A 26,676-nucleotide genomic window follows, 5' to 3' on the forward strand; every position below is an offset into this window, starting at 1 on the left:
AGTATTTTATAATTATATGATATAATAAATATGAAATAATATATAGAAAGGACAATAAAAATATGTCTAATCCTGTTATGCGTATATTAAAGAAGGAATCTGACTCAATAACTTTTGGTGAAACAGCAACTTTATCCGGTTCTATAAAAAAAAGCATTGGTCTTATTGCACTAACAATAGCAGCAGCCGTTATGGCAGCGCGTTTTTTTGCCAATACTGATTTAGCAGTCATGGGAATGGGAATCGGGTTTATTGGTGGTTTTATTTTGGCAATGGTAACATGTTTTAAACCGGTTATAGCTGAATATACAGCGCCTGGTTATGCTGTGTTTGAAGGTATGGCTCTTGGTATTATTTCATATCAGTTTGAGCAGCTGTATTTTGGTATATCCGCTATTGCGGTTGGTATTACATTTACCATAATGATATTAATGCTTGTATTTTGGCGTACTGGCATTATAAAAGTGACAGATCGGTTGCGTTCTGCCATTATAAGTATGACAGTAGCGGTTGCTATATTTTACATTATAAATCTTGTAGTTTCCTTTTTCGGTGTTAATTTATTACCCAATACAGGGATATTAGGAATCGGTATATCATTTATAATTGCTGGAATTGCTTCATTAAATCTGCTTATTGATTTTGATAATATAGAAAGATCAGTAGCGCAGGGACTGCCTAAATATATGGAATACTTCACAGCCTTTGGTTTGTTGGTGACATTAGTGTGGCTTTACGTTGAAATACTTCGCTTAACAGCAATGATATTGTCGATGTTTAATGATAACTAATGTAATATAATATTATAAATAATTGCGAGAACATAATAATTTATAAAAATTATTTCAAATAAAATAGTGAAAAATATAAAAAAACTGGCAGGAAATATTTCCTGTCAGTTTTTTTTATTTACAGGAAATTTACTAAACCTTAATTCATTAGGACAGATAATAATATATCATTGTTTTAGTTAGTTACTTAGCAGTTGAATATCATATTTTAAAAGTGTGTAGATTTTTTAAAGGAGTTTGTAAATTGTCTGAAATTATTTTAGAAAATATTACTAAAGCATATGATTCAAAAACAAATGTTGTTGAAAAATTAAATCTTACGATACCTGACAAAGGGTTTACTGTTCTTGTCGGTCCGTCAGGCTGTGGAAAATCAACAATACTACGAATGATAGCTGGTTTGGAGCCAATTACTGCGGGCAGACTTTACTTCGACAAAAAAGTAATGAATAATATTTCACCACAGAAAAGAAATATTGCTATGGTTTTTCAAAATTATGCATTATATCCCACGATGACTGTTAAGGAAAATATTGAATTTGGTCTTATAAACCGTAAAGTAGAAAAAGCAGAGAGAACAATACGGATAAAGGAAGTGGCTGAAACTGTGGGTTTGGGAGATTTTTTGCGGCGGTATCCCAGCGAGTTATCTGGAGGACAAAGACAGAGAGTGGCTGTAGCCCGTGCTATGGTAAAAAAACCAGATGTGTTTTTGATGGATGAGCCATTATCCAACTTGGATGCACGATTACGCAACCAAATGCGCACAGAACTTATTGATCTGCATAATAAGCTAGATGCGACCTTTATTTATGTTACGCATGACCAGGTTGAGGCGATGTCCATGGCCTCAAAAATAGTGCTTATTAATAATGGTGTTATCCAGCAGGAGTCTTCACCTGAGAATATTTATAGCCAGCCTAAAAATATTTTTACGGCACAATTTATTGGTGTACCGGCAATGAATATATTAAACTGTGACTCATTTTCTGGGGATAGAGTTTTTCCTCAAGATGCGAGTTATATGGGATTCAGACCGTCAAAGGTAAAGTTGGAAAAAAATCAAAAAGGCGATTTATGTTTTCATGGCACTATTGTTACACATGAATATTTTGGCAGTGAAATTGTTTATAGATTAAAGACAAATCAGGGAGTTATAGCTTTTAAAACGTTTTTAACGCAAATCATACCGATGAATAAGGAGGTTAGCATATATGTCGAAGAATCAGACTGCCACTTTTTTGACAGAGAAAAAAACCGCATCAATAATTGTGGCTGATGAGTTCACGTTTATGAAAATAAAGCCATATTTATTTATTGCTCCAGCACTACTTGTATTTATTATATTTAATATATATCCTTTATTTTCTATGATAAATTTATCATTTTATAGGTGGAATCTTATATCACCTAATGTGATTTTTGCAGGATTAGGCAACTATCTGAGTTTGTTTGCTGATCCGGTATTTTACAAGGTGTTGAAGAATACCGGAATATATACTGTATGCACTGTAGGATTTTCCATACTTTTCGCGATGCTGCTGGCTGTTTATTTAAATAATAAAAGTAAGGTAAGCATTTTTTTACAAAGTATCATTTTTTTGCCATATGTTGTTTCACTAGCCTCGGTAGCTTTTTTATGGATGTGGATGATGAATAGTGATTTGGGATTGCTGAATTATATATTTTCCTTTGTAGGAATTGATAAGATAGATTGGCTGGGGAATCCTCATATTGCCATGTTTTCGCTGTCATTAATATCAATCTGGAAAACAGTAGGATATAATACGTTGATAATCCTGGCAGCAATGCAGGTTATCCCACCATATTTGTACGAAGCAGCAGCGCTTGATAATGCTTCTGTTTATAAAACATTTACTAAAATAACTTTTCCTATGATATCACCCACACTGTTTTTTTTAGTAATCGTTGATATTATTGCATCTTTTAAGGTGTTTGAAACGATCCAGATTATTACGCGCGGCGGTCCGCAGAATGCGACAAATACGCTTGTTTATTATATTTATGAGCAGGGATTCCACTTTTATAAAATAGGTGAAGCTTCTACTATTGCTGTCGTGCTACTCGTAATAATAGGGTTGTTTACTATACTCTACTTCAAGTCACTTGCCAATAAAATACATTATTGCTGAGTAGGAGAATTTATATGACGATAAAATTGATATCAGTCCGTTTATTACGTTGCATAGTGAATATAATATTATTTTTGATTTTCTTTTTTCCGTTTTACTGGCTTTTTATAACTTCTTTTAAAACACTGGGTGCTACGATGGTTTTTCCGCCTAAATTATTTCCAGATACATTCCTTTTCCAGAATTATGTTGATGCTTTTAAGGCTATTCCTTTTCTACAGTTTATTGAAAATTCATTAGTAGTTACAGTGACCATTCTTATTCTTCAGATGCTTACTATTGTACCGGCTGCATATGGTTTTGCCCGATATAATTTTAAAGGTCGTAGTTTTTTCTTTGGAATGACAATGCTTACAATGATGATTCCTGTGCAGCTGACGTTTTTGCCTGTTTTTATCATGTTTAGTAATTGGGGGATGATAAATTCTTATTGGTCACTTATTCTGCCATTTGCTTCTAATGCCTTTGGTATATTCATGCTGAGACAAACTTTTAAGCAGGTACCACATGAATTGATAGAGGCAGCGAAATTGGATGGAGCCAGTGAATACAGGATACTTACAAAGATTTTTCTGCCGCTTGCCCGACCAACTTTGATAACCATAGGAATGCTTACATTCATTGATGTTTGGAATGACTACTTCTGGCCTTTGGTTATGACAACAAACGATGCTGTAAGGACGCTTCCTGTAGGAATAGCAGCTCTACGGCAGGTGGAATCGGGGATTCATTATAATATATTAATGGCAGGTAATGTTATGCTGATATTACCAATAATAATTGTTTTTATTTTAGCACAGAAGCAAATAATCAGAGCATTTACATACTTTGGCAGTAAATAAAGGGAGAGGTTAAAATGAATTTAAAAAAGATAGCAGCCGTAACAATGGCAATGGTTTCGCTTGCCGCTTTTACCGGCTGTGGTTTTAGCACAACTGTAGGCAGTGGAAAGAATGGTGAGGTTCAGTTAAAATATTGGTATGCATGGCAGGATAAAATTGCCGAAAATAACAAGGAACGTGTCAAAGAATTCAATGATACAGTGGGAAAAGAAAAACATATACATGTTACAGCTGAATATCAAGGAACATATGATGATTTGCAAAATAAACTTCAAGCAGCTTTTGCGGCAAAAAATGCACCGGCAGTGGCGGTTATTGAAATTTCTAGTATGGGAAGATTTGCCAAAGCCAATATGCTTGTACCGCTTGATAAATGGTTCAGCAAGGAAGATCTTGCCGATTTTTATCCCGGATTAATGGGAAACTCATATATTGATGAAAAATGTTATGGTATTCCTTATCTGCGTTCAACTCCTATTTTATATTATAATAAGACATTATTTAAAAAAGCAGGTATAGATCCTGATCACGGACCAGCAACATGGCAAGAACTAGCTGAAGATGCCAAAAAATTGGCAGATATCGGTGTTATTGGTTATGGTTTTGAAACTGATCCGTGGCATATAGAAGCAATGCTGGGTTGTACAGGAGCAACTGTACTTAGTAAAGATGAAAAATCTGTTACATTTAACAGCAGTGCAGCTATGAAATTATATAATTTTTATCGTGATGGTGAACAGCATAATAACTTTAAATATTATAATGGCGATAACGCATCCGACAATGTAAATACAGCATTTTTTAATCAACAATTGGCTATGCACATTGATTCTACTTCTGATATTTCAAATGATTTAGCTATTTCTAAGCAAAATGGTTTTGAAATTGGAACAGCTTTTATTCCCAAAAATACAGTTAATTCTGTACCGACTGGTGGTTGTAACTTGGTGATGACAAATACGCTTGATGAGAAACAAAAAGAAGCAGCAGCAGAATTTATAAAATTTATGACCAGCCCGAAAGAAGCTGTAAAATCCCATATAAAAACAGGCTATCTGCCAACACGTAAAAGTATTGCAAATGACCCACAGATAGTGGAATTATATAAAAAGCATCCCCAATATAAAACGGCTGTGGATCAGCTAAAATATGGACATAGAAGAGCATTTAATCCTCATTATACAGAAATGTTAAAAATTTACACTAATACCCTTGATAAAATATTCACCAGCAATGTAAATATTAAAGAAACAATTGATTCTATAGTGGCTAAGTGTAATGCTATTTTAAACCAGTGATTCGTATATAAGAATAAGAGGATAAAATGAAAAACAAATTAGCATTGATCTGCATTGACTCATTTTTTACATCTGATATGAAATATAGCAATAACTTAAATAATTTTCAGGAGATATTCGCTGATAGTGTTATTTGTCCCGATATCCGTTGCGTATATCCAACACTGACTTATCCCTGTCATGCATCAGTAATAAGCGGCTGTTATCCAGAAAAGACGGGAATTACCCACAATGAAAAATTAGATCCATTTTCTGATAATAAGTTTTGGAATTGGTATTATAAAGATATAAAGGTTCCCACAATGCTTGATTATCTGCGGCAGAAAAAAAAGACCACAGCATTGATAATGTGGCCGGTTAGTGCAGGAGCACCAGCTGATTACTGCATTCCTGAAATATGGAGTCCAGATAGATATGAAAAAGATCCTATGGAAAAATACTGTAGTAAAAATATAAAAGAGATATATAATGAATTTAAATATATCAGGAATTGGAAACTATATCCCGAACAGGATCTCTTTGCAACAGCAGCTGCGGCAAAAATTGTGACTGAATATACGCCTGACTTTTTGGCAGTGCATATAACGACATTGGATCATTATCGTCATGTTTACGGCACTCATGCAAAGGAGGTTAATCTTGCCCTTAAATTTCATAATGAGTGGCTGGGCATACTTCTGGAAGCTTATAAAAAAGCAGGTATCTATGAAGAAACAACGTTTGTATTAATTGGGGATCATGGACAAATGCCGGTCAACCATGATATTTGTCTTAATTATTTATTTAAAGAAAGCGGACTCATTAAACTTGATGATAATGGTCGTATAGAAAAATGGTCAGCTTATGCTCAGTCCTGCGGTATTAGTGCACATATATTTATCAAGGATGAAACTGTCAAGGACAAGATTTATAATATATTAAAATATGTTAAAAACCTTGGATATATAAATGAAATAATGAATCCAGATGAATATAAAAAAGAACATTTGACAGGAAATTTTGCATTCGTTGTTGAAGCAGCTGATTTTTATGCTTTTAGTAATCGAACTGATAAACTGGTGCTGGAATGTAACAGTGATGATTACAAATCATCTTTATCAACACATGGGCATTTGCCGGAACGAGGCGAAAAGCCATGTTTCATTATTCATAACAGTACATTGCCTAGAAATATTATAGAAGGCGTGGCTCAGGTAGATGAAGCTCCTACAATGCTTAAAATAATGGGAATAGATATGAATACAGCTCAAGGACATGCTATATTTTAACATTTGAATAAAAAATTGCCCATAATTACGATTATGGGCAATTTTTTATTCAAATGTTAAAGGCAGAGTGAGTTTATGTCCATTAATATAATCCCTGGCACTCATCCTTTTTTTATTAGGTGCCTGTAATTCTAAAATTTCTATAGAACCCGTTTCAGCAGCAACAAGAAAACCGTGTTTAGTTATTCTGACTATTTCTCCCGGATGAAGAAAATTTTCTTCAGATAAGGCCGTCTGCCATATTTTAATTTTTTTACCTTCCAATATACTATAAGCAACTGGCCACGAATTAAGACCACGTACCTGATTATGGATAGATAAAGCAGATTTTTTCCATTCAATACGACAGGTTGTATCATTCAGTAGTGGAGAATAAGTAGATAATGCATCATCCTGTGCTTTTCTTTGGACTGTACCAGTTTCAATCTGTTTTATTGTTCTATCCAGAAGAGCTGCTCCCATAATCATAAGTTTATCATGCAAAACTTCTGTAGTCATGTCATCGGTAATTTGTATACTATCATTTAAGATTATGTCACCGGTATCAAGGCCGGCGTCCATATACATAGTAGTTACGCCGGTTTCTTTCTCACCGCGGATAATTGCCCAGTGAATAGGAGCGGCACCTCTGTAACGAGGCAGTAGTGAAGCATGGACATTGATACATCCTTTAGGTGGAATATCAAGTATAGCTTGCGATAAAATCTGACCAAAAGCTACGACAATAATTATATCTGGTTTTAAATCCGCTAGTTTTTTTACAAAAGAAAATTCTTTTATTTTTACTGGTTGTAAAACAGGAATATTATGTTCCAAGGCAAATGTCTTTACTGGAGAAGGGGTTAGTTTTTGTCCACGGCCTCTTTTTTTGTCAGGTTGTGTTATTACTGTGACAACATTGCATATTTCGCATAATTTTGCCAAACAGGGAACAGCAAAATCTGGTGTTCCCATAAAAATAGCTCTAAATTTAGGCATTTTTATCTCCCTCTTTAACTAGGGAAAGTGCCTTATCCACAAATAATATGCCATCTAAATGGTCAATTTCATGCTGTAGGCAACGAGAGAGTAGATCTCCCTTAGCTGTTATGCGCTGCTGTTTGCCACGACGATTGAGAAATTTTACTGATACATCAGCAAAACGCTCAACCTGACCGCTCATTCCGGGGACACTCAAACAACCTTCTATACCTGTCATACTGCCGCTTTTACGGACAATTTCAGGATTGATCAATTCGATTAATCCATTACCTATATCAATAACGATAACTTTTTGGGAAATTCCTACTTGTGGAGCGGCTAATCCTACTCCATCAGCATCATACATTGTTTGAGCCATATTATCAAGCAGCCTTCTTATAGTGCTGTCAATTTTTTCCACTGTTTCAGCTTTTTGTTTCAATACGGGCGAGCCAATTTTTTTTATTTCTAGTGCTGACATATTTAATTATCATCTCCATATATTTCTCTAATAATTCTATCATTGTACGGGAAAAAACACAAATCACATTGTATTTAACGGATTTATATCTATTTTAACTTCTTTATCAGTATCCAGGTTGAGCTTGCGTAGAAATAAACATACCTCGATCTGGTCAGTAGTTTTTATCAGCAGATTAAATCGGTATATTCCACGAAAATTAGCTATTACTGACGGCGCTGGCCCGATTATTTGATAGTTATTACTATCGGTAAAGTTTTCTTTAAACAGATTTCGTATTTTATCGGCTTTTTTTAATGCCATTATTTCTTGCTCATTTTGAATAGTTAATTTTATAAGTTTTGCAAAAGGCGGATAAAATAATTCTCGGCGGAGTTTCAATTCGTGATTATAAAACTCATCATAATTTTGTTTGATTCCTGCTAAAACTGCATAATGATCAGGATTATAACTTTGAACTATTACATGACCCTTGAATTTTCCCCGTCCTGCCCTGCCGGCTGTCTGAGTAATGAGGCCGAAGCACCTTTCTGGTGCACGAAAATCCGGCATATTAAGGCTGGCATCAGCACTTATTATACCGACTGCTGTAACATTAGGAATATCATGTCCTTTAGCTACCATTTGGGTACCGAGTAAAATATCGTAATTACCTGTTTTAAAAGCAGTAAGTATTTTTTGCTGCGCCATTTTTTTGCCAGTGGTATCACGGTCAAGCCGAATCACGCGGGCATCAGGAAAAGTTTCTTTCAATTCTTGTTCTAGTTTTTCAGTACCAGAGCCAAAATACTTTATATAATGGCTTTGGCACGAAGGACAGACATCCGGTACGTTCATTCTTATATCACAATGGTGGCATTGTAGATAATTACCCCGATGATAGACCAGTGGCAGACCGCATTGGGGACATTTTATCACTAAGCCGCAGGAGCGGCACATCACAAAAGTTGAATATCCTCTCCGGTTTAGCATAATAATAATCTGTTGCTTTTGCGTTAATGTATTTTCAATGAGTGCGGCAAGTGGTCGGGATAAAATATGGTGGTTTCCCAGTTTTAATTCTTCCCTCATATCAATACATTTTATTTGAGGCAGCGGCCGGTTATCTATTCTATGCGGCATAGTCAAAAGGGTGTATTTCCCTTTTATAGCGTTAAAATAACTTTCTATAGATGGAGTAGCACTGCCTAAAATTAAAACAGCATTATAAAGCTGCGACATTTTTTCGGCAATATCACGAGTGTGGTATCGGGGTGATTCATCTTGTTTGTATGAAGCATCATGTTCTTCATCCATCACGATAAGTCCCAAATCAGCAAATGGAGCAAAAATAGCCGAACGGGCGCCGATTATGACTCGAGCATTGTTTGTCCGAATACGGGTGAAAGCATCATTGCGTTCACTGATTGTAAGCCGGCTGTGGATCACGACTACTTCATCGGCAAAATATTTTTTCAAAGAAAAGACCAGTTGTCCAGTCAGTACTATTTCTGGTACGAGAATTAAGGCCTGTCTATTTTTTGATAGGACACTACGAGCCGTTTCAATATAAATCTGAGTTTTTCCGCTGCCAGTAACACCATGTAATAAAAAAGTTTTAGCAGTACTTTGGCTGATGAATGGATTTATAGTATTCATAACAGCCTGTTGTTCTGTAGTTAGATTTATTTTTTTATCATCGCGCGCGATAATATGGCAATAACTGTTGCGAAAAATCTGTTTTTTTATTAAAAGTATATAATTATCAGTTAGTAGTGCTTTTATAATGTTACGGGAAAAATTATTATTGTAAAGTTCATTGATATTATGCAGTTTGCCATCTGATAAGAACTCTAAAGCTTCCTTTTGCTTTCTTTTTCGGGAAATTTTTTTTAAAAGTTCTGGAGTGACAATATTTTTATTTATCTGTATATAATTTTCATATATTTTTTTAGTTCTGTTTTTATAAGAATAGTCATAGATTACTGAACCATTTTCTAGTAAGGATTTCATAGAAATAGCTATATCTCTGTCGGAAAAAGAAGTTTGTATCTGTTTGAGATCACTGCCAGGATGAGAACTTATAAAATCATATATTAGCTTTTCCTGTCCGGACAGCAGTTTTTTGACAGGAACAGTCTTATATATACGGCGTAGTTTTATGCTATTTTTGCCAGGAATAAATAGGCGCAACGCTTCACCGAATGAACAAAGATAAAAGTCAGCTATAAATTGAGCAGTTTGGAGGATCTTGTTTGTAAAATATGGTTCTGTGTCAATTACATCGGCAATTTCTTTCAAAGGCTGGTTCGATGGTTTTTGATCTATTGAATAAATATTAACAACAAATCCCTCTATCTTTCTCGGACCAAATGGGACAACAACCCGGCATCCTTTTTGGACAAATTTAAATTGGGTGGGAATTATATACGTAAAACTTTTTGCAATAGTTTTTACCGGGATATTTATAAAAATATCGGCTGCTTTTTTCATATTTTAAATCACCATTATAATTATAACATAATCATATTCTTATTGCAGAAACAAGATTTATTAAGGATAATAAAAATACTCCTTAACAAAAAAATTATTGTCAAGGAGTATTTTATGGAAATTTATCTGATTACAGGCCGGCGGCAGTTTTTAATATAGCTGCCTTGTCAGTATGTTCCCAGGGAAGATCTATATCGGTGCGGCCAAAATGACCGTAAGCGGCTGTTTGGGCATATATAGGACGACGCAGATCGAGCATCTTTATTATTCCGGCTGGACGCAGATCAAAATTATCATTTATAATTTGAGAAATTTTTTCTTCTGAAATTTTAGCTGTATTAAAGGTGTCAACCATAATAGATACCGGATAGGCCACGCCAATAGCATAAGCCAGCTGTATTTCACATTTATCTGCTAAGCCTGCAGCTACAACATTTTTAGCTACATAACGAGCAGCATAAGCAGCAGAACGGTCGACTTTTGTTGGATCTTTTCCCGAAAAAGCCCCGCCGCCGTGACGGGCCATGCCACCGTATGTATCAACAATTATTTTACGTCCGGTAAGTCCACAGTCACCCTGCGGTCCGCCAATGACAAATTTACCAGTAGGATTTATAAAATATTTAGTAGTTTCATCTATCATATCAATAGGTACAATAGGATTAATTACCTTTGCCTTTATGTCTTTTTCTATGGTTTCCAGAGAAACCTCAGGACCATGCTGTGTTGAAACTACAATGGCTTCTATATGCACGGGACGACCGTTTTCATAAGCAACAGTTACCTGGGTTTTACCGTCAGGACGCAAATATTTTAATTCCCCGGTTTTACGAACTTCTGCCAGACGGCGTGATAAACGATGAGCCATAGCTATAGGAAATGGCATATATTCTGGTGTTTCATTAGTTGCATAACCAAACATCATGCCCTGATCACCAGCACCGATAGCATCTTCAGCCTCCATTTTTCCTTCTTTTGCTTCAAGGGCTTCATTTACGCCCATCGCGATATCGGGAGATTGTTCATCAATAGAAACTGATATACCACAGGTTGATGCATCAAAGCCATATTTAGCTCGTGTATAACCAATTTCTTTTATTTTGCTGCGAACTATTTTAGGAATATCTACATAACATTTAGTGGATATTTCTCCAGCTACATGAACTTGGCCTGTGGTAATAAGAGTTTCACAGGCAACGCGTCCCTGGGGATCCTGTTCTAAAATTGCATCTAAAATACTATCAGAAATCTGATCAGCAATTTTATCAGGATGACCTTCTGTAACTGATTCTGATGTGAATAGTATACGTTTTTGAGCCATTTTCTTCCTCCAAAATAAAAAATTTGATACAATAAAAAAATAAAAGCTCTCAATGAAAGAGAGCTTTTAAATGCCTACTCTCATCTCATAGGTAAAACCTAAAGGAATTAGCACCGTTTGATAAAATCAATGGTTGCCGCAGTTTCATGGGGCCTGTCCCTCCACTGCTCTTGATGAGTTTCTATTCTTTTTTCTTGCTATATAATACTCTCTTTGATAATAAATGTCAACTGTTTTCCATTACTTGGATTTTATCAAGGATAATACCAGCAAGTGTTGTTTTTTTCATTAATGGTATGTCTTCTACGGATTTATTTTTGGTAATTATCTTTACTATATTTGTATCAGAGTTGAATCCGGCATTACTTTTACTTACATCATTGGCAATGATCATATCAAGGTTTTTACGTTTTAATTTTTCTTGAGCGTATTCTATAAGATTCTGTGTTTCGGCAGCAAACCCTACAAGAATTTGTCCAGGATTTTTCTTGTTTCCTAAATTTAATAAAATATCAGGATTTTTTACAAGATTGATAGTAAAATTATTAGCAGCTTTTTTTATTTTTTGTTCAGCAACCTTTGATACACAATAATCAGCGACAGCAGCAGCCATAATAATAATATCACTGTCAGTAAATTTTTCTTCAACATATTGCTGCATTTGTTTTGCTGTTTCTATTTTTATAAGTTCAATAGAAGAAGAAACAGTTAGTGATGTTTGTCCAGAAATCAGAGTAACTTTTGCTCCCCGCCTAGCAGCTTCTTCGGCCAGTGCATAGCCCATTTTTCCACTAGAACGATTACCTATATATCTGACTGGATCTATTGGTTCACGTGTTCCTCCAGCAGTAATCAGAATATTTTTACCAATTAAATCTTTTTTCTGTCCTAAAAATTTTTCAATTATTTCTATTATATCAGCTGGGTCGGGAAAACGCCCTATGCCGGCGTTGCCACATGCTAAATGGCCAGTGGTTGCCGGGATAATATTATAATGGGCAATATCCTGTAGTAGTTTCAGATTATGCTGGAAAATAGGATTATTATACATATTCGTGTTCATTGCCGGAGCTAAAAAAATGGGAGCAGTAGATGCCATGAGTGTAGTAGAAAGCATATCATCAGCAATTCCTGAAGCAATTTTGCCAACAATGTTTGCTGTAGCTGGAGCAATTAATATAAGATCTGCCTTTTTAGCTAAAGCAATATGTTCAACATTCCATGTATGCACTTTTTCCCACATGGAAAAACTGACCGGATTTCCCGTTATTTCCTGAAATGTCAAGGGCGTAACAAATTTAGTTGCTGCATCAGTCATAATAACATCGACATGTGCGCCTTTTTTTCTCAGACTGCTTGCCACTTCAACTGCTTTATAAGCTGCAATACCACCGCAGACTCCTAATAATATATTTTTCCCTTTTAACATTATTTTATCCCATTTTTTACGCGTTGATATGTTATTTTGTTTTCAGCTACTTCTTCTAAAGCATTTGTGACATTTTTAGTTGATGTTTTTTCCGCTTTTACTTTTGCCCCATCCAAAAGTTGACGAGCACGTTTAGATGCTAGAACAACAAGAGTATATTTACTATCAACTTTTGGCATCAATTCATCCATTGACGGATTTACTATATCCATATTCATATCTCCTCATTTTTTACTCTGTCAAGAATTTTTAAATTGTTATTTGTTTTACAATGTTCAGCAGTTATTATAGCATTTATTTGTTCTACCGCATGATTAATATTTCTATTTATAACAATATAATCATAACGTTTTCCCAACTCTATTTCACCAACAGCTGCCCCAAAGCGTCTTTCGATAACTGCTTTTGTTTCTGTACCTCGTCCGCAAATTCTTCGTTTCAATTCCTTTAAGGAAGGAGGCAGAAGAAATATAAACACGCCATGTGATATTTTTCGCATGACAGACAATGCACCTTGAGTATCTATTTCCAGCAAGACATCTATGCCTTTTATGCGCAGGTCATTTATTTTATCAAGTGGCGTGCCATAATAGTTTCCATAAACATTAGCCCATTCTAAAAGCTTGTTTTCTTTGATCATTTTCTCAAAATCACTTTTGCTTGTAAACCAATATTCACGGCCATTTTTTTCATTGGGTCTGGGGTTTCGCGTAGTAGCTGAAATTGAATAAAAAACATTTTTATTTTTCATTAATAATTTTTTGCAGACAGTACCTTTACCCGTACCGGAAGGACCTGAAATAATGATTAAATTTCCTTTTTTGGACATATTATTTATCTTTATCCTTTACTATTTCAACATTATCATCAATTATACGATTAGCTACTGTTTCAGGTTGAATAGCAGATAAAATTACATGATCACTATCAACAATTATTACGGCGCGTGTACGTCTTCCATAGGTAGCATCAATCAGCATCCCTTTTTCACGTGCCTCTTGAATAATCCGTTTGATAGGTGCAGATTCCGGACTGACAATAGCAATTACTCTGTTTGCAGAAACGATATTGCCAAAGCCAATATTAATTAATTTAATACTCATAAAAGCCAGCCTTTCCTATGATTTAATTTTCCTGCAGGTGAATTCACTAAAATATCCGTAGTGTTCACTTCTATAGCGGTCTTTTACGAATTTGCAGGTGTTTTATAATCATATATTATTCAATATTTTGTATTTGTTCACGGATTTTTTCAATTTCACCTTTTACATCGACAACAAGCTGTCCGGCCTTAGCAGAATTTGCTTTTGAGGCAATAGTATTAATTTCCCGATTCATTTCCTGGACAATAAAATCTAATTTTCGGCCAATATTGCCGCCATTTTGAATAGTCTCTTTAAACTGGGTTAGATGGCTTTTTAATCGGGTAGTTTCTTCTGTGTAATTTGTTTTTTCAGCATAAATAGCTGTTTCTTGAATAATGCGTGTCTGATCTATGGAGTTAGCAGTAAGATATTCACCTAGTGCAGCTACCAAATTCTGCCTGTATTTTTCAACTATTGCTGGTGCTAATTCACATAGCTGATCAGTTTTTTTGTAAATTATTTCAACGCGGTATAGTATATCTTTACAAAGGTTTTTGCCTTCATTTAATTTCATTTTAATAAATAGTTCTAGCGCAGTATCAAATGTTTTTGTAAAGTCACTTTGAAGATCTTTTATGTTAGGAAATTTATCTTCTTTTACTAATATACCAGGATAAGCCGAAAACTTTATCAGTTCGGAAAAAGACAGGCTGTCAGGAATGATATTTTTGTCCGGTTTATTTATTGCAGTGGATAATTCCTTTAATGCATTATAATAAGCAAGTGCAAGATCTTTATCAATCAATAAAGAATTACTGTCACCGGTATTATCAGTAAAATTGATATAAATATCAATTTTACCACGTAAAGAATATTTATTTAAATGATCATTGATTATAGTTTCTAGAGAACGAAGCCCCAGTGGTAAATGAGAAGAAACATCCTTATAGCGGTTGTTGACTGATTTTATCTCAATACTTATTTTATAATTTTCTTTTTCGCAGACAGCTGTTCCAAAGCCCGTCATACTGCGTATATCCAAGTTTTCTGTTTTTAAATTATTCACTATAATATATACCTTCAAATACTTTTTTTGCTGGACCTGTCATATAAATGCTGCCATCAGTTTCATTCCATTCGATAGATAAAGTTCCCCCGTCTAAATTAACCGCTGCTGTTTTTTCGCAGAGATTATTTAATACAGCGGCAGTCAAAGTTGCACAGGCACCTGTACCGCATGCAAGGGTGATACCTGCACCACGTTCCCATACACGCATACGGAGTGTTGAACGATTTATGACTTCGACAAATTCAACATTAGTCTTATTAGGGAAAATTTTATATTTTTCTATAACAGGACCCCATTTTTTTATATCTACATCAGCGATATTATCAACGAAAACAACACAATGAGGATTTCCCATAGATACACATGTGATTTTAAATTGTTTATTATCAACAGTTATTGATTCAGAAATAATATGGTTATCGGAAAAACCTGACACAGGAATTTCATTGGCCTTTAAAATAGGTTTACCCATGTTTACTTTTACTAAGTTTTCTTTTGAATCACAGGAAATTAACTGGGGTTTTATAATCCCGGCTTTAGTTTCCACTGTTATTGATGATTTATCTGTCAACCCACATTCATATACATGACGGGCAAAACAGCGTATTCCATTACCACACATTTCAGCTTCAGAGCTATCAGAGTTAAATATCTGCATACGAAAATCACATTTTTGCGATGGCAGAATAAAAATCACACCATCAGCACCAACACCAAAACTCCGGTTACAGATTGCTGAAACTTGTTGCTGAATAGATATTATATCTTTTGTCAATCCATTAACAAGAACAAAATCATTACCGCATCCCTGCCATTTAGTAAAGTTAAATTGCATATTAGACCCTCCTGACCTTATAGTCATACACAATAATTGTAATATCTATTTTAATTTAATGCAACATATATGTTTTTAACAAGTTATTTTATTATTACATATTGTGAAATACAAAAAACTTATTTATCATTAAGTCTTACTGACACAGATTTTTTATGTGCCATAAGACCTTCTACTTCTGCTAAATGCATACAGGCATTAGAAAGATTTCTACAGCCTGTTTTAGTTATATGCTGATAAAATAATGTTCTTATAAATGTACCTACATATACACCATTAGAATATCTGGCAGTACGCATCGTGGGCAATGTATGATTTGTCCCGGAGCAATAATCACCAAAAGCTACAGGTGTATATTCTCCGATAAACAGTGATCCATAGTTAACTAATTTTTTACTTAGCTCAATACTATCTGCTGTCTGTACTTCCAAATGTTCAGGAGCCATTTCATTGGCAATGTTCACCATTTCGTTTTTATCATCAGCAAGAATTATTATGCCATTGTCCTGCCATGATTTATAAGCAGTTTTTCCTGTAGACAAGTCTTTTACAAAACTTTCTAGTTTTTCTTGTACTTTCTGAGCATAATTTGAATCCGTGGTTATTAATGTAGCTCTGGCACTGGGATCATGTTCACTTTGGGCCAGTAAATCTATTGCTGTGTATTCAGGGTTAGTGGTTCCATCGGCAATAATAAGCACCTCACTTGGACCAGCAAGACTATCTATACCTACTTCTCCCAATACTTGTCGTTTGGCTTCGGTTACAAATTTATTGCCAGGTCCTACGATCATATCTACCGGGCGTATAGTTTTTGTGCCATAAGTCAATGCGGCAACAGCCTGCGCTCCGCCAACACAATAAATTTCATCCACACCGCCTATGTCCATGGACACTAATACAGCAGGATGAATTGTTCCGTATTTTCCTGTTGCTGGACTTACAGCAACTATTCTTTTTACTCCGGCAATTTTAGCAGGAATTGATAACATTAGTGCTGTACTAGGAAGGGGATATCTGCCTCCAGGGACGTAGGCTCCACATGATTTTACTGGAATGAGTTTGTGCCCTAAAGTAACACCAGCAATTTTGCTGGGAGTTTTTAGTTCTTGCAGACAGTCCATTTGTTTTTGCGCATAAAATGAAATTTGCTCGGCAGCAAATTTTAATTGTTTTATGGTTTCAGGTGTTACTTGGTCATAGGCTCTTTTTATCTGTTCTTTTGTAATTTTTAAAGACGGAAGGTCTATTTTATCAAATTTTTTACTTAATTCTTTTAAAACAGAATCACCATTTTGTCGTACGTTTTTTATTATGCTGGCAACACTGGTGGTTAACTCTGCACTGCGTCCATATGTTTTTTGTTCAGCTTGTTTTATAATTTTCAATTTTTCTCATCCTTTTTTATTTTAATTAGGTAAATTAAGAAATTATTATTGCTATTTTATCGTTTATTGTAGATTAATGCAAGACTACATCAGCATTATTTGACCATATTTTACTAAAATGCTATACTCAATCTACTATTATTCATCTATAGTTTACTGATATTATTTTATATTTTTTAAGAAATGAGGCATAATTTTATGGGAATTGATGGTTTTTCTCTTTATGCAGTTATATACGAACTTAATAATTTATTGAGCGGAGGACGTATCGATAAAATTAGTCAGCCACGCAGATCAGATGTATATATATCTGTGCGACTACCGGGTGTAACACATATTTTACATATTTCTATAGATCCACGTATTGCTTCTATGACTATTGTAAATAAATCACCGGAAAATCCACCTGAACCACCTGCTTTTTGTATGCTTTTACGAAAACAGCTTGAAGGTGGGCGGATTGCCAAAATTTATCAGGTGGGATTGGATCGAATTGCAGTTATAGAAGTGGACAGTTTAGGAACTGGCGGATTGTTAGTAACAAAGAAAATTTATGTGGAATTAATGGGAAAGTATAGTAACATTATACTTACTCAAAATAATATTATAATAGATTCATTACGTCGTGTGGGAACAAATAGTAGCCGTGTCCGTACTGTTTTACCGCAGCAGGAATATTTTACTCCGCCGAAGCAAAATAGCATTAATGTCCTCACTGATATAAATCAGTTTATTACCCTGATAAAAGAAAATACTGCGGAAAAATTATATAAAGCTGTTTTAAATGCAGGAGACGGTTTTGGTCCAGTGACAGTAAAAGAATTATTATTTTTGGCAGGACTTCCCCTTGATATCACAGTAGAAAAACTTGATGATAATGATTATTTATCATTATCCAAGGCTATAGAGGAAATTGTTAAGATTTATTATGACAAGGATTTTGTCCCGACACTAATAACAAATGACAATAATAAAATCATTGCCATGGCAGCATTCCCTTTAGATGGTTTTTCTCCATATATCAGCCAGAAATTTGTAACAATGAGTCAAATGCTGGAAAATGCGCATAAATTAGTTGATGATTATGTTTCCCCAATGAAAGAGCAATTAAAAAAAATAGCAGCCAATGAGCTTAATAAGCAAAGTGGTAAAGAAAAAAAACTGCTGAAGGAATGGCATCATTCGCAAAATGCAGCTGATGAAAAAATAAAAGCGGACAATATTATGACTTATCAGTATGAGTTTAAAGATCATGCTGATAATGAAATTATTGTTCCTGACATATATGATACAGACAGTGGGCTGATAAAGATACCAATGGATCGAAAATTGACCGTATTACAAAATATGCAAAAGTACTATCATAAATATGACAAATTACGACGGGCCCAAAAAATATTAGCTAAACAGCTTGACGAATGTAAAAAGAATATGGAATATCTTGCTACAATAGAAGCTGCGCTTGTTTCTTCAGATGGTATTGCAGAATTGACTGACATAAAAAATGAATTGATTAAGGGCGGCTATATGAGAGCAGAAAAACGTAAAAAAATGTCAGTGCAGCCTTCCAAGCCCTTTGAATTTTTATTAAACAGCGGTATAACAATATTAATTGGCAAAAATAATTTTCAAAACGATAAACTAACTTTAAAAACAGCCCAACCGGATGATATGTGGTTTCACACCAAAGATATACCCGGTTCGCATGTTATCGTAAAAACCGAAGGTACCGTCCCGGATATTGCAACAATAAAAGAAGCAGCGCTGTTGGCAGCTTATTTTTCTAAGGGAAGAATCTCTTCTAAGGTGCCGGTAGATTATACATACTGCCGATTTGTAAAAAAACCGTCTGGAGCTAAACCGGGATTTGTTATTTTTACTAATAATAAAACAATATATGTAACACCTGACAAAGAGAAAATAAATTCTTTTTTGAGAAATAAAATTTAACGAAAATAAAAAACGAAAATAAATTGTATATTACTTATAAAGCACATAAGGATTTTTCACATGCTTATTGCATCAGTGTGTTATAAGAAAAATTTTCATTTCAAATATCATAGGTATTTAGAATGTCATATACTGTAATATGACCATTTCATTGGATAAAATTATCATATTTTTTCTTCATTTCTTTACGATTTAAAACAGCAGGCCACAAACTGCCAATGGCGTTTTCTCTGAGTGCAGCTGATAAATGTTCATAAAAAAAAGGATATTTTTTATTCATGTTGATGATAAGGTCCTTTGTGTTCTGGCGCATTGTTTTGCCGTCTATAGGACAGGGAGAAGCAAGGGGTGTTACGCCATGATACTTTACCGCATCACGGGTTTCTTTTTCACGAAAGTAAATCAAGGGACGAATTACTGTCAATTTGGTTTTATTAAGATATGTGGAAGGAGTAAAAGTCTTTATTTGCCCTGAGTATAATAAATTCATAAAAAATGTTTCTACAGCATCATCATGGTGATGGGCATAGGCAACTTTATTACATCCTTTTTCCAAAGCAATACGGTTTATTGCCCCGCGGCGAAAATAAGCACAGGTAAAACAAGGTTTTTTTCCGCTGTCTGTAATGGCTTTTTTTATATTGACTTTATGAACAGAGTAATTTATTCCGAGTTTGCAGCAAAAATCATATAAAGTAGATGTGTTAAAATCATTTGTAAACAACGGATTAATAGTAATTGCTCGTAATTGGAATTTTTTATTAAGACGTTCACGTAAAACAGCTAATGCATAAGTCAGAAATAAGCTGTCCTTACCACCGGATAAACCGATTAAAATATTGTCATTGTTATTTATTAGATCAAATTCCACAATAGCACGCATAAGTTTGCTGAAGTATTGCTGGGGTATATTTATCTTCATTTACCAAATTGCTCCTTTTCTTTTATCAGATTATAGCATAAAAACTGTAAAACAAGTTAATTTAAAGAAAAATCTTGTATAAACCTTTTGTTATAGGGCTATTTTGTTGTATAATAATATACAATAAATATATTATTATATCATTTTTATATAAAATTTGGGGGTCGTGTTTTTTATGCGTAAAAAAAAGCCGATATATGTAATAGGGCATAGAAATCCTGATACAGATTCTATTTGTTCGGCCATCAGCTATGCAAATTTGAAAAAATCGTTAGGAGAAAACGTTATACCTGCGCGAGCAGGCAAAGTTAATAAGGAAACGGAGTTTGCCTTAAGTTATTTTGCTATGCAGGCACCTGAACTTATTACAGATGTTTATCCTCGCGTAAGTGATATTATCCCCGAAGCACATGTTACAGTAAATGAACATGATAATTTACGAAAATTAGGGAAATTAATTCATGACACGGGGGCGAAATCTGTACCAGTATTATCAGACAAAAACGAACTAACCGGTATAATTACGGTCAGTGACCTAGCCAGACGTTATTTTGAAGATTTGGGAATGCAGAGTTTTTCTAATACCAAAATAACAATCAGCAATATTTTATCAGTTGTTGATGGGCAAATAATTGTTGATGGAAATAAAAACGAAGTAATTAAGGGAGAAGTACGTATTGCAGATGGCAGTCAGCATACAATAGATAAATTTATCAAAGCAAATGATATTGTTTTAGTAGGAGATAGAGAGTTTACCGCATTAAAGGCTTGTCTAGAACGTAACATAGCCTGTCTTATTATCACAGGGAGTAGCAATATTTCTGCGGATGTAATAGAGGAAGCCCGCCGGAAAAATATAATTTTATTATCTACACCATATGACACTTATATTTGCGCCAGGCTTATAAATCAATGTGTACCTGTTCGCCAAATTATGCAAAAGAATGTTACATGCTTTAAACCTACAGATATGCTTAGTGATATAAAAGGTGTTATGGAAAAGAAAAAATTTCGCAGTTATCCAATTATAGAAAATAAGCATGTTATAGGAATGGTAAGCAGTGACAAACTTATGGTTCCGGAAAAGACACAGCTTATTTTAGTAGATCATAATGAACCGACACAAGCTATAGAGGGTATAGAAGAGGCACAAGTATTGGAAATAATTGATCATCACCGATTAGGTGGTATGCAAACGAGTGAGCCTATATTTACAAGGCAGGCACCAGTTGGCTGCACTAATACAATCATTTCCGATATGTATTTTCAATATAATGTGGCAATACCAAAAAAAATAGCAGGATTAATGCTCTCTGCCATAATTTCTGATACAGTATTATTCAAATCGCCTACATGTACACCGCATGACAGGGAAAATGCTGAAAAACTGGCTCAAATAGCTGATGTAAATATAGAAGAATATGGGATGGAACTTTTAAAAGCGGGTTCTGATATAGGAAACATGACGGCTATGGAAATAGTGAAAAATGACATGAAAGAATTTCAATTGGGAAATAGAAAAATAATTGTCAGCCAAACTTCAGTAATGGATAGTGGAGATATTTTAAAACGTAAAAATGAACTACTGGAAAATATGAATAAACTTTGTAAAAAAGATAATTATGACATGAGTCTGGTCATGATCACAAATATTTTGGAAGAAGCTACAAATCTTTTATTCACAGGAAAACCAAATACAATTATAGGTGAAGCCTTTAATAAGGATTCTTCCCAGAATATGATTTATCTACCAGGGGTTATGTCGCGTAAAAAACAAATTATACCGCAGCTTACAGAAGCGGTTAAGAAACATATAAATAATTAATACTAAACGCTGCTGTATTAGCTATTGATAATGTGGCAGCGTTTATTTTTTTATTTGACAAATTATGTCCGCTCTTTAAATTACTGTTGAATTTTGAGGCAATAAATGAAGAGCGGATAATTGTGTGTATAGTAAAAATTAGTAAATTTACTGCATTGATATAAGAGAATAAAGGGAGATTATTTTGGGTATATTTGATGGATTAAATCCAGTACAGAAAAAAGCTGTTGAACATGTTGACGGGCCATTGCTGATAATGGCTGGAGCGGGGTCGGGTAAGACAAAGGTTCTTACATGCAAAATAGCATACTTTTTGGAAAAAGGCATATCTCCATATAATATTTTAGCAATAACCTTCACTAATAAAGCTGCTGCTGAAATGCGTGATCGTGCTGACAAAATGATCGGTGATAATGCCAGAAATGTTTGGCTCAGCACATTTCATTCTTTCTGTGCCCGTATGCTGAGAAGGGAAATAGAACATACTAATATATATAAAAAAAATTTTACTATCTATGATACAGCAGATTCACAGACCTTGATAAAAAATTGTCTGAAAGAATTGAATCTCGATGAAAAACAATACAGTCCCTATAATATTCAGGCAGCAATATCCAATGCGAAAAATATGATGCTTGCGCCAAAGGATTTTACTGTGCAGGCAGGAGACTTTTTTGAACAAAAAACCGCCGAAATATATACTATGTATCAAAAACATTTAGTAGAAAATAATGCTCTTGACTTTGATGATTTGCTAAGAATCTCTGTTGAATTACTAGAAAACAGTAGGGAAGTACGGGAAAAATATCAGGAAAGGTTCCATTATGTTTTAGTTGATGAATATCAGGATACCAATGGGGCACAATATAGATTGACAAAAATTTTATCGGCAAAATATCGCAATATATGTGTGGTAGGGGATGCCGACCAATCTATATATGGGTGGCGTGGTGCTGATATAAGAAATATAATGGATTTTGAAAAAGATTATCCTGAAGCCAAGGTAATAAAACTGGAACAGAATTATCGATCAACGAAAAATATTTTGGAAGCGGCCAATGCTGTTATACAAAATAACCTGAATCGCAAGCCTAAAAACTTGTGGACTGAAAATCCTCAGGGAGATAAGATTTCTTTGTATGAAGCGTTTAATGAACGGGATGAGGCTCGTTATATCGCGGATAATGTGCTAAAGCAAAATACACTGTTCAATATTTCTTATAATGATATTGCAGTATTATATCGAACAAATGCACAGTCACGTTCATTGGAAGAAGGGCTTATGCGCGCGGGAATTCCATATACTATGGTAGGCGGGCTGAAGTTCTATGATCGAAAAGAAATAAAAGATATAATGGCTTATTTAAAAGTCATATTTAATCCTGAAGATACAGTAAGCCTTATGAGAATTATAAATGTTCCCAAGAGAGGTTTAGGAAATACTACTTTAAATAAAATAATTGAATTTGCCCAAGCAAATAATATGGGAATTTTTGATGCTATTTCCAGTAATGACATAGTACCGGGATTGACTACTAAAGCTAGAAATGCTCTAGCGGCATTTTCACAATTTATTTTTAAAATGATTGCATCTGTGACGGAATTGCCGGTCAATGAGTTTATCCAGCAGGTAATGGATGAATCAGGTTACATGATTGAACTTCAGGCTGAACAAAAAATCGAAAATGAAACGCGGATCGAAAATTTAAAAGAGTTATTAAGTGTAGCCAAAGATTTTGAAAAGGAAAACGCTGAAACACCTACATTGGAAAATTTTCTGAATTCTGTTTCGCTTGTTGCAGATATTGATAATGCTGATTTTGATGAGGACAAGGTTACTCTCATGACATTTCATTCAGCAAAGGGATTGGAATTTCCAATAGTATTTATGGCCGGAATGGAAGAAGGTTTATTTCCCCATTCACGGACACTGATGGATGAAGAAGAAATAGAAGAAGAACGACGTACCTGTTATGTTGGAATAACAAGGGCACAGCGGAAACTTTATTTGACTAATGCTAAAAGCAGAACCATATACGGAAGAACCGTAATGTATCCTCCATCCAGATTTTTACAGGAAATCCCTGCGCAATATGTTGAAAAAAAGCAATCCCAGATTATGGCTAACGTTGGTGGTTTTGTTAATGTAAAAAAAGAACAAATAAAGAATAACAAAAATTATCTTCGGACACCACCCGCTGCTAAAACTAATTTAAAAGGGAAAACAGGTCCGGTTGTAAGGCCTGATATGAATTTAAAATGGAAAGCTGGCGATAAAGCACAACACAGTAAATGGGGAATAGGAACGATAGTTGCTGTAAGCGGCAGCGGAGAAGAAACTCAGCTTACAATAGCTTTTCCTGATTTAGGAATAAAAAAATTAATGCAGAAATATGCTCCAATAAAAAAAGTATAATATATGGTTGATCTTTATTAAAATTTAGTTTGAAGGCCCTTTTGGAATGATTATAAATTGTTAATTTATAATATAAAAGGAGAGTAATTGTGTCTGATATAAAAAAGCAAATCAACGCTTTGCGACGGAAAATAAATTATCATAATAATTTATATTATAATGATGATTCCCCGGAAATCTCTGATTATGAGTATGATCAACTTATGCTGCAGCTAAAGAAATTAGAAGGAGAAAATCCTGAACTTGTAACAAGTGATTCTCCTACCCAGAGAGTTGGCGGAAATGCTAAACGAAAAGCGGGCATTTTAGTAAAACATGACGTACCTATGTTAAGTTTGCAGGATGTATTTTCTCGTAGTGAAGTAGAAAATTTTATTGATTCACTACAGCAGGAACTAGACAGCTGTAAATTTGTTGTGGAAGAAAAAATAGATGGGTTATCATTAGCCTTACGGTATTATGATGGGCAGCTAAAAATGGCTATAACCCGGGGTGATGGAATCGTTGAGGGTGAAGATGTAACGATAAACGCATTAAATTTACAGGGAATAAAGAAGAATCTTATTGATAAACTGCCTTATTTAGAAGTCCGTGGTGAAGTTTATATGACACGCCAAGCTTTTGAGACTGTGAATAAAAAACAGTTATCATTAGGAAAAAAATTATTCGCTAATCCGCGTAATTGTGCCGCTGGAACACTCAGACAGCTTGACAGCAGTATAATAAAGGAGCGTCAGCTGGCTATTTTTATATTTAATCTGCAAAAGGCAGAGGGAAAGCAATTTGTAAATCATGATGAAACATTCCGTTATTTCAAAGAACAGGGATTAAGCATTATTCATGGATATACAGTTTGCAAAACAAAAGAAGAAGTATGGAACGCCATAGAGCAAATTGCCCGGCGAAGAGGTAATTTGCCTTATGATATAGATGGAGCTGTTATAAAGGTTAACAACCTTAAGCAGCGTGAACAACTTGGTGCTACTTCTAAAGTACCACGCTGGGCTATTGCTTATAAATATCCACCAGAAGAAAAGGATACAAAACTTATAGCTATAAATTTATCCGTAGGAAGGACAGGCCGCATTACTCCTACAGCTGTATTTGAACCTGTACAGCTATGTGGCACAACAGTAGAAAGGGCTACACTGCATAATCAGGACTTTATAGATTCTCTCGATATTCGTGTAGGAGATATTATCAGAGTATATAAATCAGGTGAAATCATACCTAAAATACGCTGTGTATTAAAAAAACGAAGAACAAAGGAACTGCCTGTTTTCAAAATAGGCAACCGTTGTCCTGTATGCGGGGCTTTGGCAGTACGTGATGAAAATACGGCTGATGTGCGGTGTACTAATATTAACTGTCCTGCCCAGTTAGAAGGCCGGTTAATAAATTTTGTGGGACGCAATGCTATGGATATAAAGGGATTTGGCGAAAAATATATAAAAAGGCTGATTACGGAAAAATATATAAATAATATTTCTGACATATATTATTTAAAAGAGCATCGCAGTGATCTTATAGATAAGGGAATAGTTGGCAAGGAGAAAAATACCGATAAACTTTTGCAGAAAATTGAGGATTCGAAAAAAAATAGTCCCTGGAGATTATTGGCAGGATTGGGAATTCCTAATGTAGGAAAAGCAGCAGCACAGGCGCTTATAAGATATTTTCATGGGATAAGGGCTCTTAGTAACGCTTCAGTTGCGGAAATTTTGGAAGTAAATGATATTGGTACAATAAGTGCGGGACTCATCTTCAGCTTTTTTCAAGAGGAAAAAAATCGTATTGTTTTGGAAAAATTACAAAATGCCGGCGTGAACATGGAAGAAACTAATGAATCAGTTCAATCTGGCAGTTTAGTTGGAAAAACATTTGTATTAACTGGTACATTGTCTTCTTTTAGTAGAGCACAAGCAGCTGCGATGATAGAAGCTGCCGGTGGAAAAATAACTGGAAGTGTCTCGAAAAAAACAGATTATTTAATTGCCGGTGAAAATGCAGGCAGCAAATTGATAAAAGCGCAGAAATTAAATATAAAAATTTTAGATGAAACTAAATTGAAGTTGTTGCTTCAATCTTAAATAATACTGATAACAATATATGAGTATAGTTTATTAGATTAAATGATATTTAAAGAATATTAATGTGTTATATGATATAAT

General features: G+C 34.6%; 22 protein-coding genes and 1 riboswitch. Of the genes, 10 read left to right on the forward strand and 12 right to left on the reverse strand.

The features are described 5' to 3' along the window. The first annotated feature begins 62 nt into the window (after positions 1–62). The 6 genes from I6760_RS11905 to I6760_RS11930 all read left to right on the forward strand — a co-directional run bounded on the left by I6760_RS11905 (position 63) and on the right by I6760_RS11930 (position 6,352). Positions 63–791, forward strand: coding sequence for a Bax inhibitor-1/YccA family protein (locus I6760_RS11905; RefSeq protein ID WP_196594615.1), 729 nt, complete (start codon positions 63–65; stop codon positions 789–791). A gap of 244 nt (positions 792–1,035) precedes the next feature. Beyond that, complete coding sequence (locus I6760_RS11910; RefSeq protein ID WP_196594616.1) at positions 1,036–2,070, forward strand: ABC transporter ATP-binding protein; 1,035 nt, start codon at positions 1,036–1,038, stop codon at positions 2,068–2,070. Next, a complete protein-coding gene (locus I6760_RS11915) occupies positions 2,006–2,944 on the forward strand; it encodes a carbohydrate ABC transporter permease (protein WP_196594617.1) in 939 nt (312 codons plus the stop codon). Before I6760_RS11910 ends, I6760_RS11915 begins: the two co-directional genes overlap by 65 nt. Positions 2,945–2,958: 14 nt before the next feature. Continuing rightward, on the forward strand, positions 2,959–3,786 hold the full coding sequence (locus I6760_RS11920) for a carbohydrate ABC transporter permease (RefSeq protein WP_196594618.1): 828 nt from the start codon (positions 2,959–2,961) through the stop codon (positions 3,784–3,786). A 14-nt stretch (positions 3,787–3,800) separates the two neighbouring features. Continuing rightward, positions 3,801–5,084: an ABC transporter substrate-binding protein gene (locus I6760_RS11925; protein ID WP_196594619.1), complete on the forward strand. Its 1,284-nt coding sequence runs from the start codon at positions 3,801–3,803 to the stop codon at positions 5,082–5,084. Positions 5,085–5,110: 26 nt separating this feature from the next. Beyond that, positions 5,111–6,352 (forward strand): alkaline phosphatase family protein, encoded by a 1,242-nt coding sequence (locus I6760_RS11930; protein WP_196594620.1) that lies wholly within the window; start codon positions 5,111–5,113, stop codon positions 6,350–6,352. Between the two features lie 45 nt (positions 6,353–6,397). On the opposite strand, the gene fmt is transcribed toward I6760_RS11930, so the two are convergent. The 11 genes from fmt to hisD all read right to left on the reverse strand — a co-directional run bounded on the left by fmt (position 6,398) and on the right by hisD (position 17,392). Beyond that, positions 6,398–7,330, reverse strand: a complete 933-nt coding sequence (gene fmt, locus I6760_RS11935) for a methionyl-tRNA formyltransferase (RefSeq protein WP_196594621.1) — start codon at positions 7,328–7,330, stop codon at positions 6,398–6,400. Then, a complete protein-coding gene (def, locus tag I6760_RS11940) occupies positions 7,323–7,793 on the reverse strand; it encodes a peptide deformylase (protein WP_196594622.1) in 471 nt (156 codons plus the stop codon). Before def ends, fmt begins: the two co-directional genes overlap by 8 nt. A gap of 63 nt (positions 7,794–7,856) precedes the next feature. Further along, positions 7,857–10,265 carry a primosomal protein N' gene (gene priA / locus I6760_RS11945; RefSeq protein ID WP_196594623.1) on the reverse strand — a complete coding sequence of 803 codons (2,409 nt, stop codon included), beginning with the start codon at positions 10,263–10,265 and terminating at the stop codon, positions 7,857–7,859. 130 nt (positions 10,266–10,395) lie between these two features. Next, positions 10,396–11,586: a methionine adenosyltransferase gene (metK, locus tag I6760_RS11950; protein WP_196594624.1), complete on the reverse strand. Its 1,191-nt coding sequence runs from the start codon at positions 11,584–11,586 to the stop codon at positions 10,396–10,398. Positions 11,587–11,663: 77 nt separating this feature from the next. After that, positions 11,664–11,766: riboswitch (SAM riboswitch) on the reverse strand. A gap of 46 nt (positions 11,767–11,812) precedes the next feature. Beyond that, entirely contained in the window at positions 11,813–13,015 is a 1,203-nt protein-coding gene (gene coaBC / locus I6760_RS11955; protein ID WP_196594625.1) for a bifunctional phosphopantothenoylcysteine decarboxylase/phosphopantothenate--cysteine ligase CoaBC, read from the reverse strand. Then, entirely contained in the window at positions 13,015–13,227 is a 213-nt protein-coding gene (gene rpoZ, locus I6760_RS11960) for a DNA-directed RNA polymerase subunit omega (protein WP_196594626.1), read from the reverse strand. Before rpoZ ends, coaBC begins: the two co-directional genes overlap by 1 nt. 2 nt (positions 13,228–13,229) lie before the next feature. Beyond that, on the reverse strand, positions 13,230–13,844 hold the full coding sequence (gene gmk / locus I6760_RS11965; RefSeq protein ID WP_196594627.1) for a guanylate kinase: 615 nt from the start codon (positions 13,842–13,844) through the stop codon (positions 13,230–13,232). 1 nt (position 13,845) lies between these two features. Further along, a complete protein-coding gene (remA, locus tag I6760_RS11970) occupies positions 13,846–14,118 on the reverse strand; it encodes an extracellular matrix/biofilm regulator RemA (protein ID WP_196594628.1) in 273 nt (90 codons plus the stop codon). Positions 14,119–14,233: 115 nt separating this feature from the next. After that, on the reverse strand, positions 14,234–15,166 hold the full coding sequence (locus I6760_RS11975; protein WP_330997972.1) for a YicC/YloC family endoribonuclease: 933 nt from the start codon (positions 15,164–15,166) through the stop codon (positions 14,234–14,236). Beyond that, on the reverse strand, positions 15,159–16,004 hold the full coding sequence (gene dapF / locus I6760_RS11980; protein WP_196594629.1) for a diaminopimelate epimerase: 846 nt from the start codon (positions 16,002–16,004) through the stop codon (positions 15,159–15,161). Before dapF ends, I6760_RS11975 begins: the two co-directional genes overlap by 8 nt. A 119-nt stretch (positions 16,005–16,123) precedes the next feature. Further along, the gene (gene hisD / locus I6760_RS11985; protein ID WP_196594630.1) at positions 16,124–17,392 is read right to left on the reverse strand and encodes a histidinol dehydrogenase; all 1,269 of its coding nucleotides are present in this window, start codon (positions 17,390–17,392) and stop codon (positions 16,124–16,126) included. A 198-nt stretch (positions 17,393–17,590) separates the two neighbouring features. Here hisD and I6760_RS11990 point away from each other — a divergent pair, with 198 nt between their 5' ends. Next, a complete protein-coding gene (locus I6760_RS11990) occupies positions 17,591–19,342 on the forward strand; it encodes an Rqc2 family fibronectin-binding protein (RefSeq protein WP_196594631.1) in 1,752 nt (583 codons plus the stop codon). 148 nt (positions 19,343–19,490) lie between these two features. Here the strand turns inward: I6760_RS11990 and I6760_RS11995 are convergent, their stop codons facing one another. After that, positions 19,491–20,264, reverse strand: a complete 774-nt coding sequence (locus I6760_RS11995) for a tRNA 2-thiocytidine biosynthesis TtcA family protein (RefSeq protein WP_196594632.1) — start codon at positions 20,262–20,264, stop codon at positions 19,491–19,493. A gap of 175 nt (positions 20,265–20,439) precedes the next feature. Here I6760_RS11995 and I6760_RS12000 point away from each other — a divergent pair, with 175 nt between their 5' ends. The 3 genes from I6760_RS12000 to ligA all read left to right on the forward strand — a co-directional run bounded on the left by I6760_RS12000 (position 20,440) and on the right by ligA (position 26,595). Next, positions 20,440–22,089, forward strand: coding sequence for a putative manganese-dependent inorganic diphosphatase (locus I6760_RS12000; protein WP_196594633.1), 1,650 nt, complete (start codon positions 20,440–20,442; stop codon positions 22,087–22,089). Positions 22,090–22,273: 184 nt separating this feature from the next. Next, positions 22,274–24,505 carry a DNA helicase PcrA gene (gene pcrA / locus I6760_RS12005; RefSeq protein ID WP_196594634.1) on the forward strand — a complete coding sequence of 744 codons (2,232 nt, stop codon included), beginning with the start codon at positions 22,274–22,276 and terminating at the stop codon, positions 24,503–24,505. 89 nt (positions 24,506–24,594) lie between these two features. Further along, on the forward strand, positions 24,595–26,595 hold the full coding sequence (ligA, locus tag I6760_RS12010; protein ID WP_196594635.1) for an NAD-dependent DNA ligase LigA: 2,001 nt from the start codon (positions 24,595–24,597) through the stop codon (positions 26,593–26,595). Positions 26,596–26,676 lie beyond the last annotated feature (81 nt).

It is taken from the genome of Pectinatus sottacetonis (assembly GCF_015732155.1).
In the GTDB taxonomy this organism is placed as follows: domain Bacteria; phylum Bacillota; class Negativicutes; order Selenomonadales; family Selenomonadaceae; genus Pectinatus; species Pectinatus sottacetonis.